13 protein-coding genes and 1 tRNA gene are annotated in these 13,713 nt (G+C 56.0%); 7 read left to right on the plus strand and 7 right to left on the minus strand.

What is annotated here, in order from left to right; all coding sequences use genetic code 11:
* The 3 genes from VGC33_RS05010 to VGC33_RS05020 form a co-directional block, all read right to left on the minus strand.
* A partial coding sequence (locus VGC33_RS05010; protein ID WP_331119654.1) for a nitrogenase component 1 occupies positions 1 to 671 on the minus strand: 671 nt, incomplete at its 3' end.
* 77 nt (positions 672 to 748) lie between these two features.
* Positions 749 to 1,576 (minus strand): nitrogenase iron protein, encoded by an 828-nt coding sequence (gene nifH, locus VGC33_RS05015; protein WP_331119655.1) that lies wholly within the window; start codon positions 1,574 to 1,576, stop codon positions 749 to 751.
* Between the two features lie 342 nt (positions 1,577 to 1,918).
* On the minus strand, positions 1,919 to 2,347 hold the full coding sequence (locus tag VGC33_RS05020) for a TOBE domain-containing protein (protein WP_331119656.1): 429 nt from the start codon (positions 2,345 to 2,347) through the stop codon (positions 1,919 to 1,921).
* Positions 2,348 to 2,659: 312 nt separating this feature from the next.
* On the opposite strand from VGC33_RS05020, the gene VGC33_RS05025 reads away from it, so the two are divergent.
* From VGC33_RS05025 to VGC33_RS05055, 7 genes are all read left to right on the plus strand, one after another.
* Positions 2,660 to 3,571 carry an extracellular solute-binding protein gene (locus VGC33_RS05025; protein WP_331119657.1) on the plus strand — a complete coding sequence of 304 codons (912 nt, stop codon included), beginning with the start codon at positions 2,660 to 2,662 and terminating at the stop codon, positions 3,569 to 3,571.
* A 23-nt stretch (positions 3,572 to 3,594) separates the two neighbouring features.
* Positions 3,595 to 4,338 carry a molybdate ABC transporter permease subunit gene (locus tag VGC33_RS05030; protein ID WP_331119658.1) on the plus strand — a complete coding sequence of 248 codons (744 nt, stop codon included), beginning with the start codon at positions 3,595 to 3,597 and terminating at the stop codon, positions 4,336 to 4,338.
* Between the two features lie 249 nt (positions 4,339 to 4,587).
* On the plus strand, positions 4,588 to 5,154 hold the full coding sequence (locus VGC33_RS05035; protein WP_331119659.1) for a Csu type fimbrial protein: 567 nt from the start codon (positions 4,588 to 4,590) through the stop codon (positions 5,152 to 5,154).
* An 18-nt stretch (positions 5,155 to 5,172) separates the two neighbouring features.
* Positions 5,173 to 5,703: a Csu type fimbrial protein gene (locus VGC33_RS05040; RefSeq protein ID WP_331119660.1), complete on the plus strand. Its 531-nt coding sequence runs from the start codon at positions 5,173 to 5,175 to the stop codon at positions 5,701 to 5,703.
* Positions 5,704 to 5,722: 19 nt separating this feature from the next.
* Complete coding sequence (locus VGC33_RS05045; RefSeq protein ID WP_331119661.1) at positions 5,723 to 6,448, plus strand: fimbrial biogenesis chaperone; 726 nt, start codon at positions 5,723 to 5,725, stop codon at positions 6,446 to 6,448.
* Positions 6,449 to 6,451: 3 nt separating this feature from the next.
* Positions 6,452 to 8,848 (plus strand): fimbria/pilus outer membrane usher protein, encoded by a 2,397-nt coding sequence (locus VGC33_RS05050; protein ID WP_331119662.1) that lies wholly within the window; start codon positions 6,452 to 6,454, stop codon positions 8,846 to 8,848.
* Between the two features lie 10 nt (positions 8,849 to 8,858).
* The gene (locus VGC33_RS05055; protein WP_331119663.1) at positions 8,859 to 9,836 is read left to right on the plus strand and encodes a Csu type fimbrial protein; all 978 of its coding nucleotides are present in this window, start codon (positions 8,859 to 8,861) and stop codon (positions 9,834 to 9,836) included.
* Between the two features lie 332 nt (positions 9,837 to 10,168).
* Here VGC33_RS05055 and VGC33_RS05060 read toward each other — a convergent pair whose 3' ends face one another.
* The 4 genes from VGC33_RS05060 to VGC33_RS05075 all read right to left on the minus strand — a co-directional run bounded on the left by VGC33_RS05060 (position 10,169) and on the right by VGC33_RS05075 (position 13,684).
* Positions 10,169 to 10,453 carry a hypothetical protein gene (locus VGC33_RS05060; protein WP_331119664.1) on the minus strand — a complete coding sequence of 95 codons (285 nt, stop codon included), beginning with the start codon at positions 10,451 to 10,453 and terminating at the stop codon, positions 10,169 to 10,171.
* 594 nt (positions 10,454 to 11,047) lie between these two features.
* A tRNA-Pro gene (locus VGC33_RS05065) sits at positions 11,048 to 11,124 on the minus strand.
* A gap of 156 nt (positions 11,125 to 11,280) precedes the next feature.
* The gene (eptB, locus tag VGC33_RS05070; protein WP_331119688.1) at positions 11,281 to 12,969 is read right to left on the minus strand and encodes a kdo(2)-lipid A phosphoethanolamine 7''-transferase; all 1,689 of its coding nucleotides are present in this window, start codon (positions 12,967 to 12,969) and stop codon (positions 11,281 to 11,283) included.
* A gap of 286 nt (positions 12,970 to 13,255) precedes the next feature.
* On the minus strand, positions 13,256 to 13,684 hold the full coding sequence (locus VGC33_RS05075) for an organic hydroperoxide resistance protein (RefSeq protein WP_331119665.1): 429 nt from the start codon (positions 13,682 to 13,684) through the stop codon (positions 13,256 to 13,258).
* Positions 13,685 to 13,713: the final 29 nt, after the last annotated feature.

The following is a 13,713-nucleotide window of genomic DNA, read 5'->3' on the forward strand; positions in this document are numbered from 1 at the left end:
AAATAATCCACCATCACTTCCTGATCGCCCTGGATGTTGTATTCGCCGACATAGTTGATGACATGATCGCTGGTGATTTTCGGCTCGACGGTGCCGACTTTCTGGTTTATCCAGGCGATATTGATTTTGTGATGGCCGCCCGACTGGCTGGGGCCGGCAAAACCCGGCGAATTGCAGACAAAAATATCCACATCCGGCAATTCATCCATCACATCCTGCGCCACGGCGGCAATATCGTCGCCGATCAGCGCCGAGGCGCAGGTTTGGTATATGGTCATGCGCTTGATGGTGGGCTGGGCTTTGAACGCCTCGAGGATGTTCTGTTTCAGCACCCCTTCGGCGCCGAACACGATATGTTTTTCTTTCATATCGGTGGCAAAGGTATATTTCAGCTGAAAGTTGTCGTTATCGCTGATATAGCGTTTGGTTTGCCAGGTATCGTAGGTACAGCCTACCGGCCCGTGGCTGATATGGATCACATCCTTCATCGGCGTGCCGATCACATGCTTGGCGCCGCAGTAGGCGCAGCCGCGTTCGGACAGCGTGCCCGGAATGGTATTCAGGTAGCCCAGGGGGAGCACCGACGTCAGGTCCTCCTCGGCTCCCTTGACTACGGCATGGAGTTTCCGCTCAGGAATACACTTGCTTACCTCAAACTCATGATGTGGCATGGTTCACTCCCCAATTCGGTTGATGGTCGTCTTACCGGCCGGCTAACCGGCCCTTTATTTATTCGCGCGTCAACCGGTCAATCGGCCAGACCGTATTTGACCACCATGGCTTCCAGCGCATCCATGGTCATGGGTTTGGGGATAACCAGATTTTTATTTTCAATAATCTTGCGTCCCAGCTCGCTGTATTCATGCGCCTGGTTGGATTCTGGATCATATTCCGTGACGGTCTTTTTATTGAATTCCGCTTTCTGGACAATATTATCCCGCGGCACAAAATGCAGTAATTGCGTGCCGATGGCGGCGGTGAATTCCTCAACAAATTCCCGTTCTCCGTCTACCTTTCGGCTATTGCAAATAATTCCGCCGAGGCGAACGCCGCTTTGCTTGGCATATTTTACCAAGCCTTTGCAGATATTATTGGCCGCATAGATTGCCATCATTTCGCCGGAGGCGACAATGTAGACCTCCTGGGCTTTACCTTCACGGATCGGCATGGCGAAACCGCCGCAGACCACGTCGCCCAAGACGTCGAAGAAGATAAAATCCAGATCTTCGGAATAGGCGCGGTTATTTTCCATCAGGTCGATGGCGGTGATAACCCCGCGGCCGGCGCAGCCCACGCCCGGCTCCGGGCCGCCGGACTCCACGCAGCTGATGCCGAACACGCCGGTCTTCACCACCATTTCATTGGTGATTTTTTCCGCGCCCTGATCGCGCAGCACATCCATCAGCGTCTCCTGATGCATGCCGCCCAATATCAGCCGCGTGGAATCCGCCTTGGGATCGCAGCCATGGATAAAGACCTTCTGGCCGTGAAAATAGGCTAATGCGGCGGCGGTATTTTGCGTGGTGGTCGATTTACCGATACCACCCTTGCCATAAATTGCCAGTTTGCGAGTCACAATAAAGAACTCCTCTGATAAATACTGTAAAATGAATAAAACGCTTAATGACAGTATGAATAGAGCAATCCCCATGCCAACGCCGGTTAAAGCCGGCGCCAGTTCAGGATCGGGGCGAAGTTTTGCCGTGCGCCGGCGCATTAGCCTATGTATTTAAAAAGAATATATTTCGGAGAATTTAATTTTTTACCGATGACGTTTTATAATTGGGGAATAGATAGCCGAAAATTTCGTACATTCGGGAACATTATTAGAAATAAAAGTTCATACGCGTGTTTTTATCCGCGCCGATGGCCCGACCGCATAGCGCGACCCAGGTATGCCGACGCGGATGACGGCGGTTTATTCGTGGGTCGCCAGCACTATGCTTGACGCCTTGACCAGGGCTATCACCTCATCGCCTTCCTTGAGCCGCAGGCCGGTCACGCTCTCGTTGGTGATAACCGAAACCAGCGACATACCGGGATCGACGGCCACCGTCACTTCGCTGTTGATGGCGCCCTTAACGATGTTGGTTATGCTGCCGGTAAACTGATTGCGCGCCGAGAAACGCAGGCCGGTGCCGGCGGAGGTCAGGATAACCCAGGGCGCCTTGATGAACGCGCTGGCTTCGCCGCCCACGTGCAGGTTGAGGTATTGCACGCTGCTATGGGTAATGGTGGCGACCAGCGTCTTGCCGCCCGCCAGGGTAAGTTCTATTTCATCATTAACCGCGCCGGTAACGACGGCGGTAACGGTGCCGGTCAGATGGTTTCTTGCGGATGTCAGCATATGCTTCTCCAGAAGGTGGCCAGAAGAGGGAAGGTAACCCGGGCAAAGAGTCATTACCCGTCAACGCGCGGCAACTTTTATGCCATATCTACCGGGCGGCGTTTATTATGCCCCGGGAACATCACCGGGCGGCGCTGCAATTCGCCATCCACGGACGATTAAATACATCATCGCACATGAAATATGAACTTCATTAATATTTTAATAAATTTAATAGCTTGATCTTTAAAAAAACAGGTCGATATTGTTATGTAATTTTTTATATAACGGTAGCCGATATCCATGAACAGAAAAGCGTTATGCAGGGTTGTAATGTTAAGCGCACTGGGGGTTTTTACCAGCCTGGGCGCGCGGGCGGCGGATGATATCCGCGTCACCTACGCCGGTTCGATGGGGGTGGTGATGGACAAATACCTCGGCCCCGCCTTTGCCAAGGATCAGCATCTTAATTACCAGGGTCAAGGCCAGGGAGCTTACGGTATGGCGCGCCTGCTGGCCTCGAAAAAAATCGTGGCCGACGTGTTTGTCTCCATTACGCCGGGGCCGATGGACATCCTTAAACAGGCCGGCCTGATAAACGACGCCGTGCCGGTGGCCAGTACCCGCATGGTGATCGTTTACAATCCCAAAAGTAAATTCGCTCCCGCCTTCGACGCCGCCAAACATGCCGGCAAGGGGGATAACGCCCATGCCTGGTGGAAAGTGTTGCAATCGCCGGGACTGGCCTTCGGGCGCACCGATCCGGTCAATGACCCGCAGGGACAGAATATTATTTTCACCATGCTGCTGGCGGAGAAATATTATCAACAGCCGGGGCTGGCCCATAACGTATTGGGCGAGGTGCAAAATCCCAAACAGGTCTTCGCCGAAGGCGGTCTACTCACCCGCATGGAATCAGGACAGGTAGACGCGGCTTCGGGTTATGAAAGCGCGACGATTTCCGCGGGACTGCCCTATATTACCCTGCCGGATGAAATCAACCTGAGCAATCCCGCGATGTCGAAAGACTGGTACGATAAGGCCAGTTTCCAGGTCAAAGACGCCTCCGGGCAAGAGAAAACCCTGCATACCCAGCCGCTGGTATTTTATGCCGCGGTTCTAAACAACGCGCCCGACGCGGAGCAGGCACGCAAATTTGTTGCCTATCTGCAAAGCCGGGCCGGGCAGGATCTGCTGCAGCAAAACGGCTATGGCCTACCCAAGGGCGGAGCGCTGTATCATTAACCGTTGCCGGATATCAGGCTAGCATGTCGTCCCGCTGGCTGGCGCTGCCGGCCCTGCTGTTATTGGCGCTGCCCTTTATCACCCTGGTGGGGGTCACCCCCTGGCGTGATTTTCATCTGGCCTATGGCGACTGGGGATCGGTGGGGGTATCCCTGGGATTGAGCGGTATTTCCATACCGCTGATTGTCCTGTTGGGTATCCCCCTGGCGTTATGGCTGGCGCGCACGACGTCGCCCATGCGTCACTGGGTGGAAATCATGGTGTTGATTCCCCTGCTTACCCCGCCGCTGGCCCTGGGCATCCTGCTGGTATCGGTATACGGTCCCTATGGCACGCTGGGCGGCTGGTTAACCCGCATCGGCGTCTCACTGACCAATAATGCCGGCGCGTTTGTCATGGCACAGGTTTATGGCGCGCTGCCCTATTTTGTCATGTCGGCGCGTTCGGCCTTTGCCGGCGTGCCGCCGGATGTGGAGGATGCGGCTAAGATATTGGGCGCGTCATCCTGGCGTATCCTGACTCGGCTCACGCTGCCGCTGGCTCGCCAGGGCCTGGCCACCGGGCTTGCGATAGCCTGGGTTCGGGTGATTGGCGAATTTGGCATCGTATTGGTGTTTTCCTATTTTCCCCAGGGGATCCCGGTCAAACTCTATATCAACCTGCAAAACGACGGCGTGGATTCCGTGTACTCGCTATTATGGCTGCTGCTGGCGGTGACGTTGCCGTTTCCATTATGGTGCCTGATAAACTCCCGCCGTAGACCCTGACGGGCCCATCCGCGCCTATATTCACCCCCGGCTATTGCCGCCGGCTTTTACCGCTGTTTACGTAAAAAGTTATTATTCATTATCAGATATTTTTTTGACTAATATAAAGTATTAGCCATTTTTGCCATGGTTAATTAAAAATAATTCATTTTATAATTAATTGTTACTCTAAATATTTTCAAAAAAATATTCCAACATTTTGATAAATATCCCGCTGGGCTTTATCAATGTTTCCCTTAAGGAAAGGATATGAATAAGACATTTTTTTTCCTGGCCTGCTTGCTGGGTTGCGGTCTGGCGGGGTTTGCCCGGGCGGTGACCACCACCGGCACCATTAACGCCACGCTGACGTTAACCAACGGCTGCCTGATCAACGGCGACCCGGCCACCAGCAATGTTAACTTCGGCACGCTGGATTTCGGTACCCATCCCGCCACTTTCGAAGAACTGAGCGCCACCCTGTCCGGCGCCACCGGCGACGGCATCCGTGTTCGTTGCACCACGGGAGCCACCTTTAGCGTGCAGATAACCGGCAGCAATCCCGCGCCGGTGAATGTGTATGGCGCCGAAACCGCCAGCCCTCGTTATCTGGTGCTCGGCAGTGACGCGTCACAGGGCATTGCGTATACGCTTTATAACGACGCCGCGTTTACCTCGCCTATCGCCAACAATGCCGGTCTGAGGGCCTCCGGCATCCCGGATCCGGTTAACGGCAATATCTATCCGGTATATGGCCGGGTCACCCAGGGCGGGAATAATACCAGCGTGCCGGCGGGCACCTATAGCGACGTGATTAATGTACAGATCATTTACTGATAGCGGAACGCTTAAGCGATGTCAGTGTTTAACCAACGGCAACGGCGGCATTGCCCCGGCATTGTACTCGGGCCGCTGCTGGCGTTGTTTTCAGGCCTGCTGTATGCGCTGCCGTCGCAAAATTTCCAGGTGTCGGCATCGCTGGTGCCGGGCTGCCTCATCCAGGGTGGCGGCGTGCTCGGCACCCTGGATTTCGGGATCTTGTCCGGTATCGATACCCGGGCGGCCAATGCCGTTTTGGTGCAAAACGCCTCATTTTCCATCGCCTGCACCCCGGGTACGACCTTAACCATGAATCTGGGCGGCGGTAATCACTTCACCGCCACGCGTAACCTTCAGCGGGTAAACAATACCGACCTGATCGCCTATCGTCTTTTTACCAGCGCCAGTTTAACCCCCGCCAGTGAAATCCCGGTTAATCAGGCGATCCCGGTCAGCCACGGCGATGGCGAACACATCCAGCTGCCGGTGTACGGACAGTTGCAACTGGATGGCTTTAACCCGGCGGGAACCTATACCGATAACATTACGGTAACCCTGTCCTGGTAACATTTAGAAGGATCTGAATATGAGCACCATCACTTTCGGGCGCCTCCTCTCGGCGCTGCTGCTGGGACTGTGGCTACCGATCGCCCGGGCGGGGCACACCGTCCTTATCTGGCCGGTGGATCCCTTTTTGACCGGCGCGCAAAAAGCCACCGAGCTGTGGGTGGAAAACAAGGGCGCCACCGCCACCTTGCTGCAGGTGCGGATCTTCTCCTGGCAGCAGGAGGATGGCGGGGAGCGTTATCATACGCAACAGGATATTATCGCCAGCCCGCCCATGCTCAGGCTGGATGCCGGACAAAAACAGCTGATCCGCCTTATCAGGCAAACACCGGCCGCGGCGGGCCCGGAACTGGCCTATCGCATCCTGCTCGACGAAATTCCCACCCCTAACGACCGGATGGACGATCCCGCCAATTCGCTGACCTTCCAGATGCGTTATTCCATTCCGCTGTTTGTCTATGGCGGGCAATCATCGCCGGACAGCGGCGCGCCGTTGTTAAGCTGGCGTGTTATCCGGGCGCAGGGCAAGCCTTACCTGGAGATAAGCAATCGCGGCCCGGTACACGCCAGGCTCAGCAAAACGCGGCTGGGAAAACATCTGCTCACCGACGGACTGTTCGGTTACGTTCTGGCCCATTCCCGCCATCGCTGGCAGCTTACCGCCGGTGTTGAGCCCGGCGCGGTACTGGAAACCCGGATTGATAACCGCAACAGGGTATGGCGCGGCACCGCTTCCGGACAGTAGGCAATGGCACCTCCCGCGCCAAGATTTTTGCGCCGTTGCGCCTTTAAGCTGCTGGGCTGCTGGGCTTACCTGTTTCCTCTTGGCGGCGACGCGCAGACCTTCTCCTCGTTGCCGCCCCCGCCGGGCATAACGCCCGGGCAGACGCATCGCCAGTTTATGCTGGAGCTGGTGGTAAATGAGTCGGCCGACGGCAGGATTGTGCCGGTGGCCTTGCGCGACGGACATTATATCGTGCCCACCGCCGATCTGCTGCAAGCCGGGCTGCCGGCCGATCGGTTAAGCGCGCGGCAAACGGATGTCTCCGCCCTGCCCGGCGTCACGGCGACCTATGACCGGCCGCGACAGCGGTTGCTGCTGTCGGTGCCGGCCCACTGGCTGCCGGAACAAAGGGTGGACCTGGAGCGGGGCGGCGGGCGCCATCCCGGACGCGTCAGCCCCGGCGCATTGTTCAACTATGATATTTATGGCAGCCGTATCGGTGACGGCGGCATGCAGTTGGCGGTCTGGAATGAACTGCGGGCGTTTGGCGACGCCGGGCACGTCTCCATCGACGGCGTGGCGCAGCGCCAGTTTACCGGCGCGGCCGGGGGTCGCAGCGGTTATCTGCGCTACGATACCTACTGGGCCAACCAGAGCGAGGATAATGCCCTGCGCTGGACGGTGGGCGATGTGGTTACCGACGCGCTGGCGTGGAGCAGCAGCGTGCGCATCGGCGGCGTCCAGCTCGCCCGCGATTTTTCGCTACGCCCGGATATCGTCACCTATCCCCTGCCTTCGTTCGCCGGCCAGGCGGCGGTGCCGACTACCGTCGATATGTTTATCAACGGTTATAAGACCAGCAGCAATGACCTCCAGCCCGGTCCTTATTCGCTCAGCAATATGCCCTTTATCAACGGCGCGGGCGAGGCGGTTATCGTTACCACGGACGCGGTGGGCCGCCAGGTTATCACCGCCCTGCCGTTCTATGTTTCCAGCAGCCTGCTAAAACCAGGCTTATACGACTACTCCGTGGGCGCCGGAGCGCTGCGCCGCGCCTACGGCGTGAAGAATGCCGATTATGGCCCCCCGATCGCCAGCGGCTCCTACCGCCGGGGAATCACCGACCGGCTGACCCTGGAAAGCCATGGCGAAGGCGCGCAAAACCTGGCCCTGGGCGGCGTGGGCGGCCTGTTGAGGATGGGCCGCGCGGGGGTCGTCAACGGCTCCTGGACCCGCAGCCGGTTTACCGGGGCGGGGGGAGAACAATTTGGCTTGGGTTATCAATACAACAACCGGGTCGCCAGCGTCGGCATGCAGCATACCTGGCGCAGCAGCCAGTTTGCCAATCTGGCGCTCTATGACGGCGGCGCCCGTTATCTTCCGCACTCCGCCTGGACGTCAAGCCGCGCCAGCGCCCAATATAACGCCGGCGTCGCGCTTAACCGTTATGGCAGTCTCGGCGCGGCGATGATCGATATCCGCGACCGGGGCGGCAATCGTACGCGTTTATGGAATCTGTCTTGGAGCAGAAACCTGTGGGGCGACGCCAGCCTGTTTGTGACCGCCGGTATCGATCGGCAACAACGGGACTATACCGGCGCACTGTCATTGATCTTGCCCTTCGGCAGCCGATCAAGCGTAAGCGTCGGCCTGGAGCGCGACAGGCCCGGCGGCGTCGCCCAGCGCCTGACGGTTTCCCGCGCCATGCCCTCCGACGGCGGTTTCAGTTGGGATGCCTCTTACGCCCGGCAGCAAAAAGAAAAAGAATACCGCCAGGCCACCCTCGACTGGCGCAACCGTTACCTCGACGCCTCAGGCGGTTTTTACGGCGTCGGCGGCGGCGATACTCAATGGGCGGATATCAGCGGCGCGCTGGTGATGATGGACGGACAACTGCTGGCGGCAAACCAGCTGAACAACGCGTTTGTCCTGGTAAAAACCGGCTACCCGGAGGTGCTGGTGCGCTATGAAAACCAGCCGGCGGGCGCGACCGGTCCATCGGGTTATCTGCTGATCCCCAATGTTACCGCCTATTACCCGGCCAAATATGACATCGATATCCTCAATATCCCGGCCGACCTGACGGCACCCACCGTCGAGCAACGATTTTCGGTGCCCCGTCAAAGCGGCTACCTGCTCCATTTCCCTATCGAGCCGCTGCGCGCGGCAAGCGTCATTCTGCACGATGGCCAGGGCCGGCCGTTGCCCGTCGGCACCCGGTTATTGCGCGACGGGCGGCCCGATGATTATGTCGGCTGGGAGGGCATGGCCTGGCTGGAAAATGTGTCGGCGGATAGCCGGATGACCGCCATTACCCCCGAGGGGCGCCGCTGCGCCACCCGCCTAAGGCTGCCGGACGGCGGCCCCCGCGCTTTACAAACCTACGGGCCGTTGGCCTGCCCGTTGTCCGCGACGCCTTAAGGAGCGCCTGATGAAAAAAATTCCGCTGGTAGCCATGTTCCTTTTTTTATCATGTCCTGCCGTTCGCGCCGCCTGTACCTTGCCTGGCATTATTATCAACTTTGGCAAGGCAGGCTCCTTTAGCGTCAACGGCACCGCCAGCACGTCCAGCAACGCTGTCGAGGTTAACTGCGGCGGCGGCGCCGCGCTTGCCCTGATGAGCACCGATCACATTGATTTACAGCTCAATTCCGCAAGCGTCGTCAGTGAAGGCCGGGCGGCGCTGAAAGCCATTAGCGGCGCCGATGTTATCCCCATCCAGGTATGCACCACCGCCGACTGCTCGACGGAACTGGCAATGAATGGCGCCCCGGCGATATTCAGCGCCGGGCAGTTGGTCAACCTGGTCGGATTAATGGGGGGCGCTAACTTTAACATACCGCTGTATGCGCGCACCGTGACGGGCGGAAATGTGGCGGCGGGAACCTATATGGTCACCCTGAATATCCTGGTCAGCTACGCCATCTGCACCGGCATCGGCGCGCTGGGGCAGTGCCTGCCCGGCAGCAGCCAGGTTGGTTCAGCCATGGTGCCGGTAAGGGTTATGCTGTTCGTTACCAATGACTGCCTGACCATCACCGCGCCCAACATCAGCTTCGGCGCCGCGCCGCTGGTCAGTCACTTTAACCCGGTGGCGCAATCCGTTACCGTTGTCTGTACCAAAGGCAGTCTCTACACGGTGGGAATGAATAACGGCAATAACGCGGTTGATAACGTCAGAAATATGGCAAGCGCCGGCAATCTGCTCAGCTACGATATCTTTAAAGCCACCGGCGGCGCGCGCTGGGGCGGCGGTGGCGACGAACGCTGGTCCAGCGCTTTGTCCAGCGGCGTCAGCAGCGACGGCACACTACGTACCTATCAATATGTCGCGCGGATTCTGCCTGGCCAGCCAACCCCGCCGGCGGGCAATTATACCGATAACGTGGTAATCGACCTGTCATTTTAGACGGCACGGCCGGCAAAGCGTCATCTTATTTCACCGGCGGATGGGTTCCATCCGCCATATCAACATCACGTTCGCTTATTAACATGCGGGCGGCGTTCGGGTGCGAAAGCATATAATTTCCCCGCGATGAGCCGTTGGTCGACCTAATAAGTTTCGATAGCATTTATTTCGCGCTACTGTTCATCAGTGCTAATGTATCCAGCGTTTACCGCATTATCGAGTTTAGGGATAGACTCCCGCGGGTGGGATTTTTCACGTATTTGCCCATCCAATGCGCCGCCGGTCATATTTATCTCGACAATACCGTACCGACTTCATTCACCTCATGGCGATTACGCCAGCGGCAAGGGTTTCGGTACCGACATCCTGATTAATTCATCCATTTCCAACGCCGAGATACTGTCCCCGGAAAATGCCACGGCGTATTGATGCCCATCCGCGCTCACATGAATGGCGCAGTCATAACTTCTAGCTGGGGCCGCGGTCCTGCGTTTTGTCCTCTGGGCAACGATTTGCAACGTTGTTTTCGGCATCACCAGAATACGGCCAAGCTTGAATTCATCATGATATATAGATGTTTTCTTATCTGGTTCTATCAAAAGGAAATCAACTTTCATATTTTCACCATAGTGCTTGTCAGTTCATTTAAAATGATGCCCAAGGGACAAAATATTTTTATTCTAGTCAGTCGCCTCTATAAAAAAGCATTCATTATCTTCATTAAAATAATACTCAGACTATTTTATACCATGCACCGTCACGCCGCCATACACAAGGCATTCCTATTATTATTTCCATAGGTCAACAGGGCTGCGGCGGAATTTACTCACCTAGTGGAGAGGAATTATCTGAATTGTTGACCGCAGACTTATCAGTGAGACTTATGTAAATCGACATTTTTATGCGAAGAAGGGGAAAGCCGGGCGTGAATCAGCGCGGACGATTGATGGTGTAATTTATATTGCTGGCAAGCCGGCGTTTTTGCAGGGTATATTCCGCGGGCAGGCACAATGAATATGACCGCGCAATACAAATACATAACCAAGACTCAATTTTTGATGATTAATTAAGTAAAAAGTATATTCCCTTAGCATGATGAATATGGTTATCAGGTGGGGCGCAAGGAATGCCGGACAAAAAAAAGCACGTCTGGCGACGTGCTTTTTTTTTAAGCCTTGCCCCAATGCTGGAGGCAAAACCCTTAAAGAAGTTGGTCGGTGAGAGAGGATTTGAACCTCCGACCCATACGTCCCGAACGTATTGCGCTACCAGGCTGCGCCACTCACCGAATGCGGGCGCATCTTACTGCGGCCGTCTTTTTGCGTCAATCCCTTTTTCAAGAAAAACTGCCGACTTTTCACAAAAAACGCTTCAGGCGCCGATAGGAAAGCCGTTGCGCGGCGGGCGCTTACCTTCATAAGCGCCCGCCCACGGCCCAAATCGCTTACAGGGTCAACGCCTTGGCCGCCGGTTTGGCGCACCAGTTATTCTGCGGATTAATCCCGCCGTTCGGCGACGTATAGCCCAGGCAGCCGAGAATGGAATCAAACAGTTCCTCATGGCGATGGGTGGCGCCGATGCGCTGCTGCGCCTGCAGGCGATCGAACGCGTCCCGATGGCTGCGGTCGGCCAGGAACGCATCCGAGGCCCAGACCATCATGGGTACGCGGAACTGCTCCGGCGGCGCCATCTCGCGCGGTGTGCCGTGTAGATGGTAGTTTTCGTCAATGGACTCGCCATGGTCGGATGCATAGAACACCAGGGCTTTTTTAGAGCGCAGCCGATCGATGACGCTTGAAATAAAACTATCGGTATACAGCACGCTGTTATCGAAGGCGTTGATCAGCTGCGCTTTGGAACAGGAGTGATCGACGCCCATGCATTCTGGCTGGTAACGGGCATAACTGCGCGGATAGCGCTGCGAATACAGATAATGCGAGCCTTTGGTATGCAACACCACCAGGTGCTTGCCTTTGGGATAACGCTTGAGCGATTCACCCAACTCATCCACCAGCAGCATATCATCCACGGACTTGCCGCCGTTTCGCTTTTCCGCGGCGATCATCTCGCGAAAAGAAAAATTGTTGGCATAGGTATTTTTATAAAACCAGACTTCGCTTTGCATGGCGAACAGCTCCGAGGTAAAGCCAAGCGAGCGCATCACCGCGAATATATTCTGCTCTTTCAAGGTCCTCTGCTGGTTATCAGACGTCCCGCCCTCGCGCACAAACATACAGCGCAGGGAGAGTTTGGTCGAGGTATCGCAGGATTGACCGCGAAACACCGCCAGGTTTTTCTCATGCGACAGCTTGGGCGTGGTGTCGCGTTGATACCCCAGCAGCCCCATATGATCCCAGCGGGTCGTCTCGCCAATAATGAAGATCACGTAGGTATCGTCGATACCCGCCGGCGGCACGTAGGTAAAATGCCGGGCGGGATCGAATAAGGTGTCGTTCTCCTGGCTTTCGTCGAAATGGGTATAGGCGAACAGGCCGAGGGCCGCCATCCAGTTCACCGGCAGGTAGGAATGAGCAATAACGCCGCCGTAGCTGGGCAAGTCTATATTGGTGATTTTTTCGCGCACGTTCTGCGCTTTATCCTGATAGCGGACCGGCAGCCAGATCAGCGCCAGAATGACCAGCAGGGTCAACAGGGGCTTAAGCCGTTGTCCGGGGGTTTTCATCTGCTGTATCAGGGTGCCGCTCACCGAGTGTTGCCAGATTAAAAACAGCGGTAACGCGCTGACCACCACCATCCAGAGCACAAAATAAAACCCGACCACCTCTTTTGATAAATCAATATCGGTGGTCATTACCGAAGCAATGACGCCGTAACCAATAACCACATTGAAATAGGTCATGTAATAACTGGCGGCAACCGAGATTAACAACAATAATGTTGCTACCGTCCGGTAGAAATGACGGCCGCCCAGTGACAGGAGGCGCAGCAAAAAGAAGGTGGAAAGCACCGTCACCATTATCTCGGTCATGGCGATGACCATGTTGCCGACGGTGGTGACCGGGGGAAGGATATCGAAACGGCGGATAAACACCGACAGGTTAAGGAAAAAACCGACATAAACAGCGATTATCATCGACAGTTTTTGTTGCGATAGCTGTTTAACTAATTTTATCAAAGCAATAGTCCTGGCGCGTCAATAGGTTAGGGTTGCGGTGCTAACGATTTGGCGGCCGGAATTGCTTGCGGCTGGTGTCACCATGGCTAACAACGAATGGATAAGCATACCTGTATGTGCGAGACCATTTTGACAAATTTCAGATCAAAAAGTTTTCATTGAGCAATTGTTTTACCTGCGACCGCCGCATCGAACAAAAAACCGCCGCAAGCAAACGCTCACGGCGGCATTTAACCTGTTTCACCGGCCGCCGCCCGCGACGACACGGTGTCGGCATTGACGATTAATTGATGATATTAAGCGTTACGTCAATGTTATTGCGGGTCGCGTTGGAGTAAGGGCATACCACATGCGCTTTCTGCACTAACGCCTCGGCCACGCTGCGATCCATACCGGCCAAATGAATGTCCAGCTGGGCCTCGATGGCGAAACCGGTCGGCACCGCGCCGATGCCGACGGTGCCTTCAATAAATGCGTCCGCCGGCAGTTTTACTTTTTCCTGCGAAGCGACGTGTTTTAACGCGCCGAGGAAGCAGGCGGAATAGCCGGCGGCAAACAGTTGCTCAGGGTTGGTGAATTCTCCGCCCGGGCCGCCCATTTCTTTCGGCACGCCCAGTTTGACATCCAGCACGCCATCGGATGAAGTGGCCCGGCCATCTCGTCCGCCGGTCGCCTTGGCCTTTGCGCGGTACACTACTTTTTCAATAGACATGGTTATGTTCCTCTTACGTTATTGGATGA

The organism is Acerihabitans sp. (assembly GCF_036398755.1).
Lineage (GTDB): Bacteria > Pseudomonadota > Gammaproteobacteria > Enterobacterales > Enterobacteriaceae > Acerihabitans.